The sequence below is a fragment of the Aquisalinus luteolus genome, from assembly GCF_009712425.2.
Classification (GTDB): domain Bacteria; phylum Pseudomonadota; class Alphaproteobacteria; order Caulobacterales; family Parvularculaceae; genus Aquisalinus; species Aquisalinus luteolus.
On record NZ_VCJR02000003.1, the window covers coordinates 311,375 to 330,504 of the forward strand.

The window sequence follows — 19,130 nt, forward strand, 5'->3', positions numbered from 1 at the left end:
TTCCGCTCATCATCAGATGGCCCGTGGCAAAGATGCCTGCGCTTGGGGCGTATGAAGTCTATCGGCACAGCGCCGACATTACCCCGACAACCGATATTCCGACCACGGCAACCAAGGTCAATGAGTTGCGGGGCCATAGCATGGCCTTCGCTGCCGATCCAAACACGACGTACTACTTCTTCGTCCGGTTCCGAAATGATGGCAACGGCCAGTTCTCGGACTGGATCAACGGCAGCGTCACGACCGGCGAATTGGCTATTCGTGAGGCGACGGCCCCGCTTTCCATCACCGACGACACGGTATCGCTAGCCTTTGACGATACACAATTCGAGGTCAACGAAAGCGACGAGCTGGCAATCATCGCCCTGGCGTGGTCGCTGATCACGGGCAAGCCAACAACCCTTGCGGGGTATGGCATCACCAATGCGCTGGCGCTTGCCGGTGGCACGATGACCGGCGACTTGCGGTTCACCAAACCCGCCTCGATCTGGCTGGACGGCACGAACGGACGGTTGCTGCTGGCCATCGAGGACGGAACCGGACGGTGGGTGATCAAGTGGAACGCCACGCGCGGCACAAGCGAGACGGCGATTACCGGAGATCACTGCTTCCGCCTGCGCTCGACACCGTCAGACCCGACCGACAGCCTGCTGGTGCTCGAATATGGCGGGCAACCCGGCGCTGGCAATCCGATCACATGGGCCACGGTGTTGGAGCTTGGCAACGGCCTGTTCGAGTACAATGGCGATGCTCTGGCGGTGAAGGGTGCAGTCACGGCGCTGACGGATTCCTCCGGCGGCACTGCGACCGATACGATTTCTGCTGTTTCCGGCTCCGGCGCGGACACCGCGATCAATGACAATATTGCCAGTCTGGCAGCAAAAATAGAAGAGCTGCGAGCACTGCTCGACAATTCGTAGGGGAACCGATGACGACTTACGATTTCCCGTCCGGCATTCCAATCCTGCGACAGGGCTTTTGCGATACAACGACCAATGACGATGTGTTCAAGGCAACGCGCGGCGGCGGGCTACCGGTCACACGGCGCGGGCCTGTTCTCTGGAAGCAGGAATTCTCGGTCATCACATGGGGCGCGAAGGAAAGGGCGATGAAGGCCTTTCTCGCCAACATGGACGGTATGGTCAACACCTGCCGTGCGCCGGACTTTTTCTATTCGGCTGAGGAGGCGACAATCTCCCCGCAACCGGAGCTTATTCCATTCTTTGATGAGCTTTTCTTCATCACAGACTTTGAGGATGGCTCACCATTGGCGATCCTGATGCTGGGTGATCATGACAGGGGCGAAACGACCATAGCGGTAAACGCCAACCAGTCGCGGGTGAAACTGCTTACCGGCCATCGTGTCCAGATTGGAAATGGGCTGCACTACCTGACCAGCGATGCCGAGCTTGATGCGGACGGGACAGGCGATCTGGAGATTTATCCCCCGCTTCGCAAAGACACAACATCCGGCGCTGCGATTATTGCCAGCGCCGCAAAGGGCCTGTGGAAGATTAAAGAGGTCTCCCGCCCGCAATTCGTCAGTCGCGGCTACTACCGCCGTGACTTCTCTCTTGTCGAGGATATCCGCGCCGTAAGGGCCTGATCCTTCTCCACCATTCCTGCCCCTGCCGTAACGGACCTCTGTGTCCGGACGGCTTCCTATTGTCTGTGAGGATAGAATGACCGCAATCGGTGACGCTCTTGACGCCAAGAACGCAGCTAATACTCAAACCGCGCTTGAAAACACAGAGACCAAGGCGAATGCAACTGCTTCGGAAGTGGAGACGGCTCGCGGCTCATCTGACACGCTCGGCGATGAGGTTTCCGCCATCAAGTCTACGGCCAATGCCGCATCCAGCGCGATCAATGCGGCCAAAGGCTCAAGCGATACGCTTGCTGATGAAGTCTCTGCGATCAAGACCACAGCCAACGCCGCATCCACCGGCCTTGCCACGACGCAGACCGCTGTAACGGCCCTTACCGGCGAGGTCACGACCGTAAAGACGACCGCCAATTCCAGTGCCAGCGCGATTGCCTTGGCTGCGGGCAATAGCCCGACCCTGAAAACCGAACTCAGCCGGATCGAAGCTGTGGGTATCGCGGCGCAGGTCGCTGCTGGCACCGTCACCAAGGACATTGTGGGTCTCGCCAATGCGGACAACACGTCCGACGATGCCAAGCCTGTCTCTGTGCTACAGCAGGTCGAGTTCGACCGTATCGACACCCGCGTTGACGCGATGCAGGAGGGCTTCACGCCATGGACCGGCGATGCTGGCTATGACGTGCGCCACCTGACCAGCGACCTGAATGCCGCCTATGGTCTGGAAGCGAACCTGCCCTCTGCCTTCACCGTTGTGACCAGCGCCAAGTGGGGCAAGGTGCTGCAGATCGAGGGTGAGCAGAAGCTGACCCGCAAGAAGCCGAACGTGGTTCGCAAGGGCCGGGTTGACCAGCATTTCATCGAGCTTATCAGGCTGGTCGATTCAGAGCCGAATGGCGACGCGGTCGATGTGTATCTGCGTGAGTATTCCGGTAATGGCAGTGTGCTGAACACCACCCGAATTGCCCGCAAGGTGCCGCTGTTCTCCGAAGCGGCGGACGATGGCGATATCAAGCAGGTCTCGTTCAACGTCTCCGACAGCGCAGTTTCGGGCGTCGTCATCGATCACACACTGAACGCTTCAACGGCCCGCTACGAAGTCTATGTCCAGACCTATGGCGCTGCGACGAAGACCTGTGTTCGGGGCTTCACCTGGTTCGATAACACCACCCGTGCAGCAGACAGCGACAGCGCGGCAGCGGTTGCAGCAGACAAGGCGACGGTCCAGACCCTGCATGACCAGACCTTCGCCTATCGCAACGAGGTCAACGAGAAGTTCATCGGTGCCTATGCCAGTGACGTGAATGCCCTTGCCGCGTTCCCCGACCCGGATATCGGCGCGCGGTATTTCCGCACCAGCGACAATGTCGACCGGCAGTGGAACGGCTCCAGCTTTCAGAGCCTCGACGCGCCGGTAGGAGCGCTTCTGACCGAGACCCGCCCCACCGCGGCGCAAAAGCTGGCAGGCACGGACGACAACCCGAAATCCTTCTCCGCCAAGGACGCCCGCCAGACTGCCCAAGCCGCTGGTGCGCTCGCCCCGCTGATCCGCGATCCGTTTCTGGACAAATTCCCGAGAGGCTCTGCCGCCGTCGGCCAGCAGACCGAGCTGACCGAGTTCTGGGGTGTGACCCGTGCCACGGCGGTGGTTAATAGTGAAGTTGTCGACACGAAGTACGGCCCGGGCATCAAGTTTTCCTGCGCCTCGGGCGCGACCTATGGCCCTGCTGCCCTGTACCAGTATATCGACAAGGATGATGACCCGGACCTGTTCGAACGGGCCAAGCGCCTTGCCGGTCATGGAGCAGCGGTGCGGGCCATTTATGGCGCCAACTGGGCCGGGACCGTCTCTACCATCACGTCGAACATTCCCGACGACGCCCCAGCCCCGCAGACCGTGGCTACATCCGGTGCGCCGCAATTTGTGGACCTTGCCCAAACCAGCGTTTCCGGCCTGATCACGTCGGGCGCTGGCGAGGAAGACATCCGCGCCTCTGTGGTGGTGGATGACGAGGCGCAGAAAATCCTCATCTCCTATCGCATTGTTTTCGGTAACGCGGCGAGCGGCACCAATGAGGTGACCTTGTGCCTGTTTAACTGGACGGGAGGGGACATTGCCCCACCCGTAGGCCAGCCCGTGGGCGGGGATAGCGGGTCCCCCATGGAACTGATCGGCTGGGGCCGCGACACCAAATTGAACACGGGCTGGAAGCCGACTAGCGTTCGTTTCGACGATGACCTGTATATCGGCAGCGCCAACGAGCTGAAAGGCGGGTTGACGCTTGCGGATGCGTTCGAGTACCTGCGCGGCCTGACACCGCGCCCCGGCGGCCTGAAGTTGACCATCAAGGGCGAGCACGAGACAGCTGAAAAGCTCTATCTCGACGGGCAGGACATTGCCAAGTTCGACCTGCGGGATTGTCGCCTGAACGTCACCGAGAACGTGACGGGTGTCGACCTTTTTGCCGGCATGTGGGGGCCATACCTGTTCAACGCCGATTATGATGGTGGCAATGACATCGTCATCAATCCTGACGGCGATACGCTCACGGATTATATCGCCGAAAACACGATGATCATCGCGCGACACTTCGCGCTCGACCCGCGCAGCCGCAACAATGGCGAGACGGATAATGCTTATTATGGCGGCGACCTCGCCCGGGTCCGGTCCATTGCAACCAACACCCTGACGCTGTGGGGACCGCTGAACGGCCATTACGAGCAACTGGACCCGACCATCTATCAGGATGAGGATTCAGAAGCGCCGAACTATCTCGCTGACTTTGGCAACTGGCCTTACATCCGCGATGAACTGGATGGGTATACCCAAGCCAACAAGGCGAAAATCCTGATCCCGAAAGCGAAAATCCTGCGCAACGTCTCGCTGCCATGGATCGAGTACGAGGACGGGCACTATTCCGGCGATGCAGAGCCGTGGAGCGCGACGGCGGCAACCATTCGCGGCTGGCCAGGCGTTATCATCGACAGCGTGGGCGGGATTGGTCGCTCCTATGGCACCTGCCTGTTCTTCGCGGGCTGCATGGGCGTGAAAATCCCTGCAGGCGCATTCGAGGATATGGACGATCCGGCGGTGGCGGATGACCCGGGCGTGTCTGGCCTGCCTTATATCATCGCCACGGCTGGCTGTAAGGGCGTCGAGATCGACCCACCGATGGGCACGGACAGCCGTCACCTCGTCACCACGGCTGAAAACACCAATGATTTCGACGAGACGGATGTTGACCGGCTGATCGCGGGTTTTCGGTCAACCGGCATGAACACGCGCGGCGGCGCGGTGGTGGGGCAGGCATCCTCGGGTCACGACTCACACCATGGGTCGAGCCTCGATAGCGCCTCCTGCGTCCTCGCCAGCCAGATCGGCGGCAACGGTCACGCGCTCAGGGGCAATGGCGTCGTGCGTTTCAACCCCAAGGCGGAAAGCTGCGTTACTGCTTTCTATGCCCTGTCCGACTTCCAGAATAATGGCGGCGTCGATGTGCCGGGCCTCAACGGCAAGGGGCGCAGGAACCACACCACATCCATTCTGATCGCACCGACAGCGGAGAATATCCTGCGCCGCGTCTTCCAGTGCCAAGCTGCCGAGATGCAGATCACCGGCGGGTCGGACAGCGAGCAACACAGCCCGATGCTGGTCTCGACCAATAACGGCCGCATCGTCTTTGCCGGGGGTGAGCACAATTTCCGGATCACCGGCAAGCTGCCGTTCTATGACGAGAGCGCCTTCTTCTCGTCGCCCGCGATCCTGTCATCGGTGGGCGTGGCGCCGGGCTCTGACGCCTATGTCAAGACCTATGGCGTCGACTGGCAACAGGGTATCGAGGTGCATGCCGGTACGACGTTGAGAATTGACGCAGCCAATGCCGACAATGATGGCACGGCCATCCCGATCTTCGGTCCGCACACGAACTCGCTGATCCGCGTGGCTGGCGACGTGATCGTCAATTGTGGTGGGGACGTGACGAAACTGCTGCCGGATGCGATGCTTAATGCCGGTCGGTTGAGGCTCGCCAAAGGCGGGCGCATCATCCTGACCGGCGATAACGCCAGCTCGATCACCGTGCCGCTGCTATATGACATCGATGAGCTGGGCAACGTGCCTTACGCCTACTGGCCGATCAACGGCCTTGCTGACGGGGCGAATGTGCAGGGCTTCCTGCCGTATGCAGATACCGACAATTATGGTGTGCAGGTGAAGATCAACGGCGTTCTCGCCAACGGCCAGAACTTCGGCGGCACGATGCATTTCTATTCGTGGACGGACACATCATCGGAATTTGAGCAGGGTGATGGCTTCCTCGCCGGGCCTCTGAACGGCTTTGCCAATGACGACACCGTCGCCGCGTCAATCACGGACAATCTGAAAGTCAACGTCACGCTGAAAGACAACTACCTGCGGGTCTATAACGAGACCAGTCAGGCGGTGGCTCACATGACGGTCGAGGCGAAGGGCCTGAAAGCATGAACGAGCACCTGACGACATCCCGCGCCGGGCGGCAACTGATCCGGCACTTCGAAGGGTTGGTGCTGGTCGCCGCGCCGTGCCCGGCGGGCATCCCCACGGTCGGCGTCGGCCATACCGGCGACGATGTGCGCCTCGGCATGGTCATCACCCGGGCCGATGCCGACCGGCTGCTGACGCGGGATCTCAAACGGTTCGAGGCCGTGGTGAAGGACGCCGTGACCGTGCCACTGTCGCAGGGCGAGTTCGACGCGCTGGTCTCGCTGGTGTTCAACATCGGCGAGGGCGCGTTCCGGTCATCGACCTGCCTGAAACGGTTGAACGCTGGCGACCGGGACGGAGCCGCCGAGGCCCTGACCTGGTGGAACAAGGCGACGGTGAACGGGGAAAAGGTAGAGGTTGATGGTCTGACCAGACGGCGTAAGGCAGAGGCGGACCTGTTCTTTAACAGCAAGCCCAAGGTTCAGCCTATCAGGTTGCCGGATAATGTCTGCCGGTGGACGGAGAGGCGACGGCCTTAAGCAGTTTTCGTTTTGCCTTCCGCCGCTTTAGCTCTTCAAGGGCGGGGCCGGTCGGGCGCAGACCGTACAGATAATTGTATGTCTGCCGAGAGATAGGCTTTTGCTGAAAGGTTGTGTCCTCCGCCATTGTAACAATGGGGATCGTCGGAAAGTCCCAACAAACCCACGCAGCAACACTTAGCGCCAGCGCTACTCCAAGCCAGATATAAAGTTCCATATCTCTCTCCAGTCAGTCGGCCTTGGCCAGCTCGTGCAGGTGGCAAAACTTGGGGCCATCATCATCCCAATCAACCCGTGCCCACAGGTTCGCGTTAACTGACGAAAGGGTGCCGGTATTGCCCCTACCACGAAGGACAACGCGGTCGCCGGTCTCGGGAGTGCTCTTCGGGGCCTTAGCCATATTTCTCTCCGGTTAATTGGTGCGGGCCGGGCGTTATGCATCCGACCGATGGAGCTCCAAATGATGTCCGCGACATAGCCATCGGACAACTAGCGGTTTGTCGTAGTCGTCATGATGGGCGTCAACGCGCTCTGCGCCACAAACCTCGCACGGTTGTCTCGATAGACGGCCTCTTTTTATCGCCTCTTCAACGGCGTGGTGGGCCTGCCTGACTTTTATTGGGACAGACCGCCTCCACTTTGCGGTGCGCTCAGCCTGCGTGAGTCCATCCCTCATCGCCTCAGAGTTCATTCTCGCCTGATGGGACCTTTGACACTGTCGAGAGCAAAACTTGCCGCCGCCGCGCCTCACCTCATAGGGGATTGCTAAAAACTCCAAGCCGCAGCGCTGGCACACGGTAAGAATGGTCTTGGTTCTTGATGGGAATGTCATTGGGTTGCCTTTAAAACCGCTTCTACTTTCAGCGCCGCCGCACCATCCATCATTATACAGACTCACAGGCAGAAATTCAATGATTAACCTGATACCATTGCCTTGGAAAATAGGCGGTGCCGCTGCAATTGGCGTGCTGATTATGGCCGCTATCTGGTGGCGGCTCGATCTCGCCTATGAGCGTGGTCTAACCGCTGGTGATGCCCGCACGGAAAAGGTCTGGCGCAAGATCAACGCAGACGCTCTCAGCGAGGCGCAGGAGCGCAGCGCTCAGGAAATGGCTGCTGCCATGTCCCGGCAAAGAGACGCCCTTGTGAGGGCTGCCACGGCCCGAGAACAGGCCATGGCAAAATCACTGGAACAGAAGAACGCCCGCCTCAAAGCCTTAAAGGAGAATTCCAATGAAGCGCTGGATCGCTGCCTTGGCACTGATTTGCCTGCCGAGTATCTTAACCGCCTGCCAAACGTCACCCTCGGTTGAGTATGTCGAGATACCGGTAGAAGTGCCGGTCGTCATTACACCTCCCTATGACATGGTAAAGCAACGCTGTGAGCTGTTCCTGACAGACAGCCAGATCATCACCGTACTGGAAGGGCTGGTCGGCTATTCCGATTGCCTCGAAGCCCAGCGCCTTGAGCTAGAAGAGTGGGTGAGGGCGCAGGCATGAGCCTGGTTGTTGTAACGGGGTGGCTCTCATTCGCTTTGTATGCCGCCTGCATCGTGACCGGCTTCTGGTCTCTGAAGCATGTCGCTCACTCTCGCACGCTATGGGCCGGGTATTATCTGGGAATGGCGAGCTGCTTCATGGTTGTCTACCTGCTTCCCGGATACCTCACCAGTGAGCAATATCAATCTTTCAATTCCGAGAGGGCGCTTCTCTGGAACCTTTTTCACATCATCAACGCGGCGGGCATGATGTTCACGCACATAAAAAAAATTCTGGACGGTAATGATGGATAAGCTGGTGGAACTTTGGAACAAGCTGGCTGATCTGGTCATCATTTCTCTCTTTGTCACCTTTGCAACCGTCCTGCTTGTCAAGGAGTGGCGACGTTCACGGATGATCCCCCTTGCTGCGATGATCTTGGGGCCGGTGTTTGGGCTTGTGGGTCTGGAAATGTTCGGACCCGGAATGAGCATCGCCGCAACTGTGGTCGGAACGGTCATGGGGCCGGGCATCGTGCTTTTCATGCAAAAGCCGGAAAACAATCGAGCCTTTGTTCAAAGGGCCTTGGATCACATTTTCCCCCCGAAAAAGTAGCAACCGGCAGGAGACAGCATGCCAACACCGCCGATCACCGACGAAACCCTTCAGGAATCAATTGACGTTTATATCCGCAACGGATGGAACACGTCAGCGGCAGCACGGGAAATCGGTATCGACCGGTCATCCATGCAACACCGGCTTCGCACCGCACAGGAGCGCGGCCTGCTCAACATGCCGGACAGGGAGCCTAACCCCTCCAAGCACCGGCCCTTTGCAGAGACGAAGGCGGCTCAAATCGAGCAATTCAAACGCCGCAAAATGCACGGGACATGGCGCAACCCTAACCGTGTGACGCTAAAAAACGATCTTCCTTTCCTTATCATATTTATCGGCGATCCGCACCTTGATAATCCGGGAACGGATCTGGAATTATTCGACAAGTGGACCGAACCGCTTTGCGCCGGGGCTGGCATCTACGGCTTTGCCCTTGGCGACTGGCTGGATAACTGGGTCCGCTTCCTTAAGTTCCTTTACGCCGAGACGACCGTCACTGAAGAGGAGGGCGGGGTTCTTCTCGACGGCTATCTTGAAAAGCTTGCTCCCAATCTGATTGGCTCGGTATCCGGCAACCATGACGACTGGTCCGCATATCTCGGGCGCAAGATGGATAGCCTTGGCGTTCTTCATCGGTCATATGGCATGCTGCTTGAGCTGGTCACGCCGGGCAGGGCAGACCCGATCCGCATCGGTGCGCGGCACCGCTGGACCGGCAAGTCCATACACAACAACGCCCATGGCGTCATGCGGGGTGCGCGGGCCTTCCGGGACCATATCGTCGTTGGTGGGGACTATCACATCTCCGGGTCAAACATCGTCAAATGCCCGGAGACAGGCAGGCTTTCCCATTGTCACCAGATTGCGGCCTTCAAGATATATGATGACTACGCAGATGAAAACGGGTTCACCGATTCGCACATCTCGCCCGCCGTTGCCTGCCTGATTGATCCGTCAAAGCCGGACACTGACCCTAGCATGGTCAAGAGCTTCCATGACATTAACGACGCCCTTGTCTGCCTTGATGCAGCGAGGGCCGAACGCAGCGCCGCCGCATGAGGGTCTATTCCTGCACAGGGCCATATTTCATCGTCACCGATTACGAAGAGGGTAAGCCGGTGAACCAGATGAAATGGAACAAGGACGAGCTACGCGACTTCATGGACAAGGCTTATTGGGAACACCGATATATGCACGATCCTGAGCAGACAATGGAGACTTGAATGGACGACGAAGAACAACAAGTCATTGCCATTCAGCGCAGCTTGTACTATACTCCGGAGACGGACGAAGCGAGACGGCTTACAGCCATGGATTACGCTCTGGCCTTCGCCACGACGCAATCAGTCAAGCCGGTAGAGCTGGCCTCAGAGATAGAGCAGTTCCTCCGACAAGGCAATTCCCGCACGGACAACACAAAGCTCAAAGCCATAAAGGGCGGAAAACCCTAGCGCTCCCCAAAAGCCCAGACCAGTATAACGGCCAAGACAAGAACAAGGATCATCTCTGGAGTGGATAGGGGCATGGCTGATCTAAACTCCGCCGTGTCTACTTCCCGAATAGCGGCATACTGGCCGGTGCTGGCGGGCCTTGCACTGGCCCCTCACGGTGCGGGCGATGGCCATCGGGCCATGCCTTCATCCATCGTGAAGGGTCTTCAAAATCAAGATCGAGATCGGTTTCCCATTTGAAATATCCGAGTTGTCCGGAAGCGGGCAGCGGCAATGCTGCAGGCTCTGGATCGGAGAGAACAAGCCCCCACGGTCCGAAAAACCACGGGCTGTCGCTTTCGTTGATAATATCCGTCACCGTCACTGACCCGATGACGCCGCCCCGCACCAGCTCGTCGGGACGCGGACACTGGACGCCGATGCTCTGCATAAAGTCGCGGGCGTGTTCATATTCTCGCCGCTGCATGCCCTTGCTGGCGAGGATTGCGATGCGTCCGGGCTTCATGCCGCCCAGATTTATCGCATGCTTGTTGCGGTTCTCGATATTCTTGCCGCCATGGATGATCGCCCAGGCCCATGGCTGGCGAACGGCAAGTGCGATGCGGGGAAGGTCGTTTGTCATGGCGCTCTAAACATCAGTCGTTTGTAGCAACTCAGCCATCAGCTCGCCGAAGTGTTTCGTCGATGCTTCCGATTTCCGTATCGCCTTCATGGCTGCTGCCAGCGCGGTGCTGTGAGGCAGCAAGGGTTCAGTTGATGTAATGCGCATATCTCGAAAATGCTCGGTCGCTATAACGACGACCCCGTGCGATTTCAGAGTTTCAATCGCTTCATCGGGAAGCGAGTTCGGCGGGCAAAATAAGAAATTCTTCTCGCTCATACTCTCATCCTTTCCTTGGTTCAATGCAGCCGATAGGGCGGCAAATGTCTTGCAAAATGTCAGGTTTGCTTGACATCGGACGGGTTCGGTGTGTCAGGTATTGGCCTGTCCGCCGGTCTCACAAAATGCCAACCCAGTCCCCACTGCCAAATGCTGGTGCCTTTACAATTCCCGCATCGCAGAATTGAAAATGGTGTCTCGGAGATATCGTCGGCTGTGGTTCCCTCATATGCGTGCATGATCTGGCGGCACCATGGGCATTTGGTCCAGCCGCCGTAAGCCTTCTCGCACAGGCATTCAATGCGGGCGCGGGCGCGGGCTATGACCTTGTCTATACGCTGCTGCGTTGTTCCAAATATCATTTTGTTGAATCCTTTTCGGCCAGCCGTTTTGCCAGCCTTTCCATGCTGTCCAATATGATCTTCTGGTCGCCCTCAGGCAGTCCGCTTTGAGCCAGCTTTTCCGCTTCGCGCTTACGGTCGAATGGGGTCTCAAACGTGAACATCTTCATCCTCCCACGGCACTCGGTCGGCGAAGGCCTCTGCGGCCTTGTCAAGCTGTTTGAGCGCTGCGCGACAAGGCGATGGATCGTAGGCGACCTTGCGAGCGGCGATGACGAGGCGAATAACGTCATCAGGTAGAGATTTATCCATCGCGCGGCTCCCGATCAGTCAGCCACGCTTCGTCTGGCAGCGGCTTTACATCGATGACGCTGGCGTTCAGATCAAATTCATCAATCTCGAACTCGCGCCCGAGGACCATGAACACGAACCACTCTCTCTCGCCGCGCCTCCACATGATCTTGATGCCCTTCCAGCCGTTGTTGAAAATGTCGTTTGACACCCAACTGAAATAGGTAGCGTCCCCCAAATCGCCGCCTTTGCAGCACTCATCAAAACGGCGCTCTTCGCCCTTGTGGTTTTCCTCTTGGAACCAGAACTCGACATATTTGCCATCACGCCTCACGCGCTCGACAGTGCGCACCATGAACGGCTTTTCGATCTCGCTCATGACTGACCGCCTGTCGCAGTCTCTTCTATGCGACGCCGGAGGTGATGCCGAGCGAGCCAGTTAATCGAGGGTCTGGCTGACGCGCGACATACCTGAAAGCCACGCCGATCAACGCGACCCGTTGGGTAGACCTGATGACACACGCCATCTCGCCAGGAAGTTTGGCTCAAAAGTCGGAGGTTCATGAGTTGGAATCTCCGCCTGTCAGCCGGAAGTGGGCCTCATCGTTCTCAATGCCGAGAGCAACCTCAATATCGGATTGATAGGCGAATACGTCTATATCGAGCCATTCCTCATCGCCTTCTATGGCATCATGCTCTTTCATCTCTTTCGCCACGCCCACAACGGTGGTGTCAATGTAGTACCAGCCGCCGCGACATAACCGCTGCATGCCGTCTGGTGCGTCAGGCAGCTCAGGCGCGTGAAGCACCTCGCCATTTTTGGCGATCAGGCACCGAACCGTGCCAAGGTCTATGGACTTGGTGAACGTCACAACCTCGCCCAACGCGACGCGCGTATTGCAATAGCCGTTGAGGTCCTCCTCGCCTCGCTGAATTTCCAGCGCTCGCAGATGAAAACTATCCCCGTCAATGACAAGGAAGTCATCAGGCCTTGCCGCCCGCTCTGGCGGCATCTCGTCCTCCCAATCTGTGGGTAGCCAGGTAACGTTTTCTTCGGCTTCAATCTTCATAGTTGGAATCTCCCTTGGAGTTTCGGTTAGTGTTGCGGCGGAGTGATGGGGAGCCGTTAGGCCTTGCGAGCGATCTGCTCATTGATCCTGTCAATCGCCTTTTCGAGTGACGTCGCGGTGGCCTCCAAATATGCCCTCGCCACTGGCCCGGGGTCGACGTCATCCGCTGTTTCGCGAATAGCGTCGGCGGCAGCTTTCATCCCGGCAATCCATCCCTGCGTCCAGGCATCGTTTGAAACCAGTCGTTCCATTCTCTCTTTCCTTTCAGGTATGGCGGAGTCGCCGGTTATGCAGCTCTCAAAAAATATTCATGCGCTAGATTTTCAGCGTCGGCTTGCGACCATCCGTATCCGGCATCGCCATACTCAATCCCGGAGTCTTTCAGAAACTCAGTGACGGTTTGACGGGCCGATTTGAAGCTTTCGCGGACGGTATAGCCGTGGCGCATCAGCTCGAATGCGAGCATGTTTCCAAAGACGTGCTGACAGAGATCTTGATCGCCGAGGCGGCGGTTTTTGTGGGCCAGCTCCAGAAACGCCTCGTCGATCTTCTCGTGGAGCATTTGCTTCACTTCTGGGCTTTTGAATGCCTTTGCCACGCCTTGCTTGACGCCAATAGACACGCTTTCCGAAATGATCTTTTCTAAATCGAACATCTTCTCATCCTCTCATGGCGGAGTCGCAGTCCGCCGGGGTTAGTCGGCCTCGCCGATAATGTCGTAGTCGCTTGGCGGTGATCCGGGTTCGGCTGCCCAGTCACCGGAACCACCCCAGCGATGAGCCTCGCCATCGATCTCACCTTCAATGCAGTAGTCGTAAGTGTCCCACGTCATGCCGGTGACCTTCCTGACGGTGGCTGTCTGGCCGTTGCGCAGGAGGGCCGTAGCGCCGCCCCTGGTGCGGATACGGGCAAGGCAGGCCTGACGGGCAGTCTCGTCTATCGGGTTCCTGACGGCCTCTGACGTGCGTTCTCCTGCCTGCCAGCCGAGTATCCAGTCCTTGCCGTCCATGGTCTCTGGATCGTAGGGATTGGCGGTGACGGGCTTGCCTTCGTCAAAGGCTGTCTCTCCCTCTTGAAACGGGTTGGTGTAGGTCATGCGGCCTCCCGTTCTGCCAGATACTCATCGACGTTCTGCTTGATCACCTCGAAGGTGACGGCGACGATCCACGGGTTGTCTTCCCAGCGCTTTGGGGCCTTGGTGTGGAGGGATTGCCAGAGGTGGGCGAACACCTCCTCCGGATGCCCGACGCCATCCTCTGGGCGCTCTAGGCACCATGCCTCGATATTGTTTGGGCCATAAGTCTTGTGGAACTTCAGCCCCTCGGCCTTGGCGTCTTCTCGGCTGATATCCTGCAGCCGCTGCACCCTTACGTCTGTGACTTTAAGGCTAAGGCGGGAAGCCCAGCGGGGCATGTGGATGCACGGTTTCCATGGCGTGTTGCTGGGCGCATAACGCCGGTCGGCGTCATAGAAGACCTTGCTTTTTGGCATTTCGCGTGGCTTCAGGTGAGCGAAAAGCGAGTGAGGCTTCCAAGCTTCCCACACATAGAGCAGGTCGCCTTTCAGATATGGAAGCTTTATGAACTTGGAGCTGGGGCCGGCATCTATGCCGGTTTCTACGCAAATATAGCGGCCCCGAAACTCGATATGCCCCCTCGGGCAAAGAACGGAATAGCCCGGCGAAGTGTCATTGGCGCACCATTCCGGCGGCTGAGGGTTCAGCACCCGCCTCGTCTGCGTCTTCCTGCCGTCGAGAAGGGCCCTTACCATTGGCCCGGAAAAGATGATCGGTTTGACGCTCATGCTTCACCGCCAGAATATGCCAGCCCTAAAACGCCAGCGACAGCGAGAACAAACCCGAGCACTAGCCAGCCGATGTCGCGCGCACCTGCGCCAAAACCAGACATGAGGCTGCCGATAATGATGATCGCTGCATAGCTCATGCTTCACCGCCTTTGGGGGAGGGGCGGCATTTGGCGATGTAGTCACCCAAGGCTGCGTGCAGGGCGATCAGCTCGTAGATCGTCAAGCACGCCATGGCCATATCGCTACGGCCCGACAGGCATAGGTGCGCAAATGCGGGGCCATTATCCGGAAGGGTCGCCAGCGATATGTGGTCGCCTTCCTCAAGGTTAATCCTGAAGCCGTCTTCAATGCTCACAGCGCACCCCCAACCCGTTTACAGATTGACCGGACAATATCGGAACATACCGGTCGATAGCCGGACCGTTTACAGGTCGGGCCTTTGATTTTGTTGGGGGATGGTGAGCCTTCCAAGCTGATGCAGAACGCCGGGTGAACAGGCGTCTCGGCAGGCTGTGTCAGAATTGTGCCAACCATTTTTGATGTTTTCTTTCCGTTCCTTACAAAACTTCCAATTTCCGGTTGACCGCGGAATCGGAAATCCCTAGAGAAACTGGACTTTTCGGGGTTTAGCCGCGGTAGCTCAGTGGTAGAGCGCACCCTTGGTAAGGGTGAGGTCGAGAGTTCAATTCTCTCTCGCGGCACCAGCTCCCTGATCTGGCATCAGTAATCATGGGAGCCTGACTTGAGCGCGAACCGGTCCGACAACACGGACGATACGAGCCAGCCAGAAGACAGCAAGCCTGAAAATGACCTGTCAGGCGACAAACCAGCGCCCAAATCACCATCCAGGAAAAAGCCGACCAAGGAAGAAAGACTGGCCGAAGCCCTGCGCGCAAACTTGCGCCGGCGCAAACAGGCCGGACGCAGGAACGAGGACTGATCAATGGACAAGCTGGCAATCATCGGCGGACGGCCGCTCTACGGGAAATTGCCTATTTCAGGGGCAAAGAACTCGGCCCTGAAGGTAATGGTGGCGACGCTGCTCACCACAGAGCCGCTGCGGCTGAAAAACGTGCCGGACCTTGCCGATATCCGCCAGCTGACGGCGCTGCTGGAACAGCATGGCGTCGGCATCCAGCGCGAAGGCGCGAACCTGAACCTGCATGCAAAGGACATCACCTCCACCGTCGCGCCCTATGAGCTGGTGCGCAAGATGCGGGCAAGCTTCAACGTATTGGGGCCGATCCTCGCCCGCGAAGGCAAGGCGAAGGTCTCGCTGCCCGGGGGGTGCGCCATCGGCGCGCGGCCCGTCGACCTGCACCTGAAGGCATTCGAGGCCATGGGCGCGGAGATCGAACTCGACGAGGGCTATGTCCTCGCCAAGGCCAAGGGTGGCCTGAAGGGCGCCAAGGTTACATTCCCCTTCGTCTCCGTAGGGGCGACCGAGCACGCCATGCTGGCCGCGACGCTGGCAAAAGGCACGACAACACTCAACAACGCCGCCCGCGAGCCTGAAATCGCCGACCTCGCCAATTGCCTCAACGCCATGGGCGCGAAGATTTCCGGTGCTGGTACGTCAACCATCACCATCGAGGGTGTAGAGACCCTGTCTGGCACCGAGCACACTGTACTGCCCGACCGGATCGAGACCGGCTCTTATGCCATGACCGTGGGTGTTACCGGCGGCGAGCTGACCCTGACGGAGACAAATATCGAACTCCTCGGTGCGGCAGCGGACAGCCTGATCGAGGCCGGGCTGGAGCTGACGGCCCTCGACAATGGCATCCGCGTGACCATGAACCGCAACCGGCTGAAGGCGGTAGACGTCATCACCCAGCCTTTCCCGGGCTTCCCGACCGACCTGCAGGCCCAGTTTATGGCGCTGATGGCGACGGCGGAAGGCACGTCGACCATCAAGGAGACGATCTTCGAGAACCGTTTCATGCATGTCCCGGAACTCGGCCGCATGGGCGCCGATATCCATATCAACGGCCAGCTGGCGACGGTGAAGGGCAAGGCGAAGCTGAAAGGCGCGCCTGTCATGGCCACGGACCTGCGCGCGTCTATGTCACTGGTTCTGGCCGGTCTCGGCGCGGAAGGGCAGAGCATGGTTTCCCGGCTCTATCACCTCGACCGCGGGTTCGAACGGCTGGATGAAAAGCTGCAAAATGTCGGCGCACTGGTTGAGCGCGTGCCCGATAATGACTAGATAATGCCCTGAGAACAGGACCTTATGACATTGAAGAACTACAAACCCCTGCGCCTGATGGCGGCTGACGGCGAGGATATCGAGATCGTCTCCGCCGTGCTTCAGGACGCCGTCCTGAAAGTCGGCGACATGGCCTATGTGAAGGCCGAGCGCCGCTTTGCCCTCGTTGCCAACCGCTTCGTGTGGGAAGAGGGGGCGACGAAGGAGAGCGGCCCGTTCATCCGTGTGCGCACGGGTATCCATTTTGACGATGTCATTGGCGTGAAGGCCCGCAATATCCGTCAGGATGCGCCGTCGGCCGTGCTCTCCTTTCTCGCAGCCCGGTTCAATGCAGGCGAGGACGGGGCCGGTGAAATCACGCTGGAGTTTTCCGGTGGCGGCCAGATCCTGCTTGAGGTCGAGAGCATCAACGCGACCCTCAAAGACATCTCCGAGCCTTGGCGCACCCGGAACAAGCCGGACCACAAGGTAGACTGATGGCCATGGCTCGCAGGCTCAATCAGGGGGATGTGACGTTCGAGGAGCGCTTTGCCGAGCTGCTCACGGTCAAGCGTGAATCCTCCGTCGATGTGAACGATCAGGTCGCGCAAATCATCTCCGACGTCCGCAAGGATGGCGACGAAGCGCTGTTCATTTACACGAAAAAATTCGACCGGTTTGAGCTCTCCACGGATAATCTGACTATCGGCAAGGACGAAGTCGATGCGGCTGTCGAGGCCTGTTCACCGGAAGACATCAAGGCGCTGGAGCTGGCTGCCTCGCGTATTGCTGCCTATCACGAACGCCAGAAGCCCGAAGATGTACGCTACACGGACGATCAGGGCGTTACACTCGGCTGGCGCTGGACGGCTGTCGATGCAGCCGGTCTCTACGTGCCGGGCGGCACGGCGAGCTATCCGTCGAGCGTCCTGATGAACGCCATTCCGGCCCGTGTTGCCGGGGTGGAGCGCGTCGTCATGGTCGTGCCGACGCCGGACGACAAGATCAACCCGCTGGTGCTGGCCGCAGCCCGGCTGGCCGGGATCGACGAGATCTACCGCATCGGCGGGGCGCAGGCGATTGCCGCGCTTGCCTATGGAACGGCTTCCATCGCGCCGGTCGACAAGATTGTAGGCCCGGGCAACGCCTATGTTGCCGCCGCCAAAAAACAGGTCTTCGGCCAAGTCGGTATCGATTCCATCGCCGGCCCCTCGGAAATTCTCGTCATCGCTGATTCCGACAATGACCCGGACTGGATCGCCGCCGATCTCCTCTCGCAGGCCGAGCACGATACCTCGAGCCAGAGTGTTCTGATCACGGACAATGAGGAATTTGCCGACGCCGTCGCGATTATGGTCGAAAAGCAGCTCGGCTCCAGTCCGCGCCAGGAAATTGCTTCCGAGGCATGGCAGAACAATTCCGCCATCATCGTCGTCGACGACCTCACCGAGGCCTGTGCCCTGTCGAACCGTCTTGCGCCGGAGCATCTGGAGCTCGCCATTGCCGACCCGGACCGTCTGATCCCGCATATCCGCCATGCCGGGGCGATCTTCCTCGGCCGCTATGCGCCGGAAGCAATCGGCGATTATCTCGCGGGGCCGGATCACGTGCTGCCGACGGCTCGTGCGGCTCGCTATGCCTCGGGCCTCTCCGTGCTCGACTTCATGAAACGCACATCGATCATCGGGGCAGGGGAAGACGCCCTGCGCCAGATCGGCCCTGCTGCCGTGACGCTTGCCAATGCCGAGGGGCTGCACTCCCATGCAAAATCGGTCGCGCTGCGTCTGAAGCCGAAACAGTAAACGCAAGCAGCCCCTCACAGCATTGCCTGCTTGCCCGCTGCCGCTGGCTCTTTTATCAAGGGACCAAAGCCAGCATGAGAGGCCGGATTTCCGCATGAGCAGTGATGGCGAGAACAGCAAAAAGGCCTATCGCCTTGAGCGTATCGAACTGGACGAGCGTTCGCTGGCCCCTGCGACGGCCGATATCGAGCATGAGCGCAAGATCGCCGTCTATGACTTGCTGCAGGAAAACAGCTTCCGGCCAGTTGCCGACAATCAGGAGCCGGGCTCCGGCCCCTATGTGCTCTACATGTCGGCCAGCGAGGGCAGGCTGATCTTCGACATTCGCCAGACGGACGAGACGCCGGTCGGCCAGCTCTATCTGTCGATGGCGCCGCTTCGCAAGATCATCAAGGACTACTTCCTGCTTTGCGAAAGCTATTACGACGCCATTCGCAACGCCGCGCCGCAACAGATCGAGACCATCGATATGGCCCGCCGCGCGATGCACAATGAAGGCTCTGAACTCCTCGTCAGCCGCCTGGAAGACAAGGTGACGGTCGACTTCAACACCGCCCGGCGGCTGTTCACGCTGCTGTGCAGCTTTTACATGAGAAAATAACA

28 protein-coding genes and 1 tRNA gene are annotated in these 19,130 nt (G+C 58.8%); 17 read left to right on the plus strand and 12 right to left on the minus strand.

From position 1 onward, the window contains the following. The first annotated feature begins 32 nt into the window (after positions 1 to 32). The 11 genes from FF098_RS14875 (at position 33) to FF098_RS14930 (ending at position 10,149) form a co-directional block, all read left to right on the plus strand. Positions 33 to 920 (plus strand): hypothetical protein, encoded by an 888-nt coding sequence (locus FF098_RS14875; RefSeq protein ID WP_373291498.1) that lies wholly within the window; start codon positions 33 to 35, stop codon positions 918 to 920. An 8-nt stretch (positions 921 to 928) separates the two neighbouring features. After that, positions 929 to 1,606 (plus strand): hypothetical protein, encoded by a 678-nt coding sequence (locus tag FF098_RS14880; protein WP_155141988.1) that lies wholly within the window; start codon positions 929 to 931, stop codon positions 1,604 to 1,606. Between the two features lie 76 nt (positions 1,607 to 1,682). Beyond that, a complete protein-coding gene (locus FF098_RS14885) occupies positions 1,683 to 6,086 on the plus strand; it encodes a hypothetical protein (protein ID WP_155141990.1) in 4,404 nt (1,467 codons plus the stop codon). Further along, entirely contained in the window at positions 6,083 to 6,604 is a 522-nt protein-coding gene (locus FF098_RS14890) for a lysozyme (RefSeq protein ID WP_155141991.1), read from the plus strand. Before FF098_RS14885 ends, FF098_RS14890 begins: the two co-directional genes overlap by 4 nt. 911 nt (positions 6,605 to 7,515) lie before the next feature. Next, entirely contained in the window at positions 7,516 to 7,917 is a 402-nt protein-coding gene (locus FF098_RS14900) for a hypothetical protein (protein ID WP_155141993.1), read from the plus strand. 22 nt (positions 7,918 to 7,939) lie between these two features. Further along, on the plus strand, positions 7,940 to 8,104 hold the full coding sequence (locus FF098_RS14905; RefSeq protein WP_155141995.1) for a hypothetical protein: 165 nt from the start codon (positions 7,940 to 7,942) through the stop codon (positions 8,102 to 8,104). Beyond that, positions 8,101 to 8,397 carry a hypothetical protein gene (locus FF098_RS14910; RefSeq protein ID WP_155141997.1) on the plus strand — a complete coding sequence of 99 codons (297 nt, stop codon included), beginning with the start codon at positions 8,101 to 8,103 and terminating at the stop codon, positions 8,395 to 8,397. Before FF098_RS14905 ends, FF098_RS14910 begins: the two co-directional genes overlap by 4 nt. Continuing rightward, entirely contained in the window at positions 8,387 to 8,698 is a 312-nt protein-coding gene (locus FF098_RS14915; RefSeq protein WP_155141999.1) for a hypothetical protein, read from the plus strand. Before FF098_RS14910 ends, FF098_RS14915 begins: the two co-directional genes overlap by 11 nt. A gap of 18 nt (positions 8,699 to 8,716) precedes the next feature. Continuing rightward, the gene (locus tag FF098_RS14920) at positions 8,717 to 9,757 is read left to right on the plus strand and encodes a helix-turn-helix domain-containing protein (protein WP_155142002.1); all 1,041 of its coding nucleotides are present in this window, start codon (positions 8,717 to 8,719) and stop codon (positions 9,755 to 9,757) included. Beyond that, positions 9,754 to 9,921: a hypothetical protein gene (locus tag FF098_RS14925; RefSeq protein WP_155142004.1), complete on the plus strand. Its 168-nt coding sequence runs from the start codon at positions 9,754 to 9,756 to the stop codon at positions 9,919 to 9,921. Before FF098_RS14920 ends, FF098_RS14925 begins: the two co-directional genes overlap by 4 nt. Next, a complete protein-coding gene (locus tag FF098_RS14930; protein ID WP_155142007.1) occupies positions 9,922 to 10,149 on the plus strand; it encodes a hypothetical protein in 228 nt (75 codons plus the stop codon). A gap of 97 nt (positions 10,150 to 10,246) precedes the next feature. Here the strand turns inward: FF098_RS14930 and FF098_RS14935 are convergent, their stop codons facing one another. From FF098_RS14935 to FF098_RS14990, 12 genes are all read right to left on the minus strand, one after another. After that, positions 10,247 to 10,771: an ASCH domain-containing protein gene (locus FF098_RS14935; RefSeq protein WP_188544127.1), complete on the minus strand. Its 525-nt coding sequence runs from the start codon at positions 10,769 to 10,771 to the stop codon at positions 10,247 to 10,249. 6 nt (positions 10,772 to 10,777) lie between these two features. Further along, entirely contained in the window at positions 10,778 to 11,029 is a 252-nt protein-coding gene (locus FF098_RS14940; protein ID WP_155142009.1) for a hypothetical protein, read from the minus strand. Positions 11,030 to 11,387: 358 nt separating this feature from the next. After that, on the minus strand, positions 11,388 to 11,534 hold the full coding sequence (locus FF098_RS14945) for a hypothetical protein (RefSeq protein WP_155142011.1): 147 nt from the start codon (positions 11,532 to 11,534) through the stop codon (positions 11,388 to 11,390). Beyond that, entirely contained in the window at positions 11,521 to 11,682 is a 162-nt protein-coding gene (locus tag FF098_RS14950) for a hypothetical protein (RefSeq protein ID WP_155142013.1), read from the minus strand. The genes FF098_RS14945 and FF098_RS14950 overlap by 14 nt, the downstream gene beginning before the upstream one ends. Next, the gene (locus FF098_RS14955; protein ID WP_155142014.1) at positions 11,675 to 12,040 is read right to left on the minus strand and encodes a hypothetical protein; all 366 of its coding nucleotides are present in this window, start codon (positions 12,038 to 12,040) and stop codon (positions 11,675 to 11,677) included. Before FF098_RS14955 ends, FF098_RS14950 begins: the two co-directional genes overlap by 8 nt. A gap of 181 nt (positions 12,041 to 12,221) precedes the next feature. Then, positions 12,222 to 12,731, minus strand: a complete 510-nt coding sequence (locus tag FF098_RS14960; protein WP_155142016.1) for a hypothetical protein — start codon at positions 12,729 to 12,731, stop codon at positions 12,222 to 12,224. 56 nt (positions 12,732 to 12,787) lie between these two features. Beyond that, the gene (locus FF098_RS14965) at positions 12,788 to 12,982 is read right to left on the minus strand and encodes a hypothetical protein (RefSeq protein WP_155142018.1); all 195 of its coding nucleotides are present in this window, start codon (positions 12,980 to 12,982) and stop codon (positions 12,788 to 12,790) included. A gap of 35 nt (positions 12,983 to 13,017) precedes the next feature. After that, positions 13,018 to 13,386: a hypothetical protein gene (locus FF098_RS14970; RefSeq protein WP_155142020.1), complete on the minus strand. Its 369-nt coding sequence runs from the start codon at positions 13,384 to 13,386 to the stop codon at positions 13,018 to 13,020. A gap of 39 nt (positions 13,387 to 13,425) precedes the next feature. Beyond that, on the minus strand, positions 13,426 to 13,827 hold the full coding sequence (locus FF098_RS14975) for a hypothetical protein (RefSeq protein ID WP_155142022.1): 402 nt from the start codon (positions 13,825 to 13,827) through the stop codon (positions 13,426 to 13,428). After that, positions 13,824 to 14,534, minus strand: coding sequence for a hypothetical protein (locus FF098_RS14980; protein ID WP_155142024.1), 711 nt, complete (start codon positions 14,532 to 14,534; stop codon positions 13,824 to 13,826). Before FF098_RS14980 ends, FF098_RS14975 begins: the two co-directional genes overlap by 4 nt. Then, complete coding sequence (locus FF098_RS14985) at positions 14,531 to 14,674, minus strand: hypothetical protein (RefSeq protein ID WP_155142026.1); 144 nt, start codon at positions 14,672 to 14,674, stop codon at positions 14,531 to 14,533. Before FF098_RS14985 ends, FF098_RS14980 begins: the two co-directional genes overlap by 4 nt. Continuing rightward, positions 14,671 to 14,892, minus strand: a complete 222-nt coding sequence (locus FF098_RS14990; protein ID WP_155142028.1) for a hypothetical protein — start codon at positions 14,890 to 14,892, stop codon at positions 14,671 to 14,673. Before FF098_RS14990 ends, FF098_RS14985 begins: the two co-directional genes overlap by 4 nt. A 274-nt stretch (positions 14,893 to 15,166) precedes the next feature. Between FF098_RS14990 and FF098_RS14995 the strand changes: the two genes are divergently transcribed. The 6 genes from FF098_RS14995 to FF098_RS15020 all read left to right on the plus strand — a co-directional run bounded on the left by FF098_RS14995 (position 15,167) and on the right by FF098_RS15020 (position 19,128). After that, a tRNA-Thr gene (locus FF098_RS14995) sits at positions 15,167 to 15,241 on the plus strand. Between the two features lie 38 nt (positions 15,242 to 15,279). Next, positions 15,280 to 15,477 carry a hypothetical protein gene (locus tag FF098_RS15000; RefSeq protein ID WP_155142030.1) on the plus strand — a complete coding sequence of 66 codons (198 nt, stop codon included), beginning with the start codon at positions 15,280 to 15,282 and terminating at the stop codon, positions 15,475 to 15,477. Positions 15,478 to 15,480: 3 nt separating this feature from the next. Continuing rightward, entirely contained in the window at positions 15,481 to 16,746 is a 1,266-nt protein-coding gene (murA, locus tag FF098_RS15005) for a UDP-N-acetylglucosamine 1-carboxyvinyltransferase (RefSeq protein ID WP_155142032.1), read from the plus strand. Positions 16,747 to 16,770: 24 nt separating this feature from the next. Next, positions 16,771 to 17,223 carry a DUF2948 family protein gene (locus FF098_RS15010; RefSeq protein WP_155142035.1) on the plus strand — a complete coding sequence of 151 codons (453 nt, stop codon included), beginning with the start codon at positions 16,771 to 16,773 and terminating at the stop codon, positions 17,221 to 17,223. A 5-nt stretch (positions 17,224 to 17,228) separates the two neighbouring features. Beyond that, positions 17,229 to 18,527, plus strand: coding sequence for a histidinol dehydrogenase (gene hisD / locus FF098_RS15015; protein WP_155142037.1), 1,299 nt, complete (start codon positions 17,229 to 17,231; stop codon positions 18,525 to 18,527). A 94-nt stretch (positions 18,528 to 18,621) separates the two neighbouring features. Continuing rightward, positions 18,622 to 19,128, plus strand: coding sequence for a UPF0262 family protein (locus FF098_RS15020; RefSeq protein WP_155142039.1), 507 nt, complete (start codon positions 18,622 to 18,624; stop codon positions 19,126 to 19,128). The last annotated feature ends 2 nt before the right edge of the window (positions 19,129 to 19,130 follow it).

Coding starts and splice junctions, on each gene's coding strand:
- FF098_RS14925 (WP_155142004.1), top strand. CDS start 9,754: ATGAGGGTCTATTCCTGCACAGGGCCATATTTCATCGTCACCGATTAC.
- FF098_RS14890 (WP_155141991.1), top strand. CDS start 6,083: ATGAACGAGCACCTGACGACATCCCGCGCCGGGCGGCAACTGATCCGG.
- FF098_RS14945 (WP_155142011.1), bottom strand. CDS start 11,534: ATGTTCACGTTTGAGACCCCATTCGACCGTAAGCGCGAAGCGGAAAAG.
- FF098_RS15020 (WP_155142039.1), top strand. CDS start 18,622: ATGAGCAGTGATGGCGAGAACAGCAAAAAGGCCTATCGCCTTGAGCGT.
- FF098_RS14960 (WP_155142016.1), bottom strand. CDS start 12,731: ATGAAGATTGAAGCCGAAGAAAACGTTACCTGGCTACCCACAGATTGG.
- FF098_RS14930 (WP_155142007.1), top strand. CDS start 9,922: ATGGACGACGAAGAACAACAAGTCATTGCCATTCAGCGCAGCTTGTAC.
- FF098_RS14935 (WP_188544127.1), bottom strand. CDS start 10,771: ATGACAAACGACCTTCCCCGCATCGCACTTGCCGTTCGCCAGCCATGG.
- FF098_RS14980 (WP_155142024.1), bottom strand. CDS start 14,534: ATGAGCGTCAAACCGATCATCTTTTCCGGGCCAATGGTAAGGGCCCTT.
- FF098_RS14885 (WP_155141990.1), top strand. CDS start 1,683: ATGACCGCAATCGGTGACGCTCTTGACGCCAAGAACGCAGCTAATACT.
- FF098_RS14985 (WP_155142026.1), bottom strand. CDS start 14,674: ATGAGCTATGCAGCGATCATCATTATCGGCAGCCTCATGTCTGGTTTT.
- FF098_RS14950 (WP_155142013.1), bottom strand. CDS start 11,682: ATGGATAAATCTCTACCTGATGACGTTATTCGCCTCGTCATCGCCGCT.
- FF098_RS14965 (WP_155142018.1), bottom strand. CDS start 12,982: ATGGAACGACTGGTTTCAAACGATGCCTGGACGCAGGGATGGATTGCC.
- FF098_RS14910 (WP_155141997.1), top strand. CDS start 8,101: ATGAGCCTGGTTGTTGTAACGGGGTGGCTCTCATTCGCTTTGTATGCC.
- FF098_RS14915 (WP_155141999.1), top strand. CDS start 8,387: ATGATGGATAAGCTGGTGGAACTTTGGAACAAGCTGGCTGATCTGGTC.
- FF098_RS14880 (WP_155141988.1), top strand. CDS start 929: ATGACGACTTACGATTTCCCGTCCGGCATTCCAATCCTGCGACAGGGC.
- FF098_RS14875 (WP_373291498.1), top strand. CDS start 33: ATGCCTGCGCTTGGGGCGTATGAAGTCTATCGGCACAGCGCCGACATT.
- FF098_RS14955 (WP_155142014.1), bottom strand. CDS start 12,040: ATGAGCGAGATCGAAAAGCCGTTCATGGTGCGCACTGTCGAGCGCGTG.
- FF098_RS14970 (WP_155142020.1), bottom strand. CDS start 13,386: ATGTTCGATTTAGAAAAGATCATTTCGGAAAGCGTGTCTATTGGCGTC.
- FF098_RS14975 (WP_155142022.1), bottom strand. CDS start 13,827: ATGACCTACACCAACCCGTTTCAAGAGGGAGAGACAGCCTTTGACGAA.
- hisD (WP_155142037.1), top strand. CDS start 17,229: ATGGCTCGCAGGCTCAATCAGGGGGATGTGACGTTCGAGGAGCGCTTT.
- FF098_RS15010 (WP_155142035.1), top strand. CDS start 16,771: ATGACATTGAAGAACTACAAACCCCTGCGCCTGATGGCGGCTGACGGC.
- FF098_RS14920 (WP_155142002.1), top strand. CDS start 8,717: ATGCCAACACCGCCGATCACCGACGAAACCCTTCAGGAATCAATTGAC.
- FF098_RS14940 (WP_155142009.1), bottom strand. CDS start 11,029: ATGAGCGAGAAGAATTTCTTATTTTGCCCGCCGAACTCGCTTCCCGAT.
- murA (WP_155142032.1), top strand. CDS start 15,481: ATGGACAAGCTGGCAATCATCGGCGGACGGCCGCTCTACGGGAAATTG.
- FF098_RS14900 (WP_155141993.1), top strand. CDS start 7,516: ATGATTAACCTGATACCATTGCCTTGGAAAATAGGCGGTGCCGCTGCA.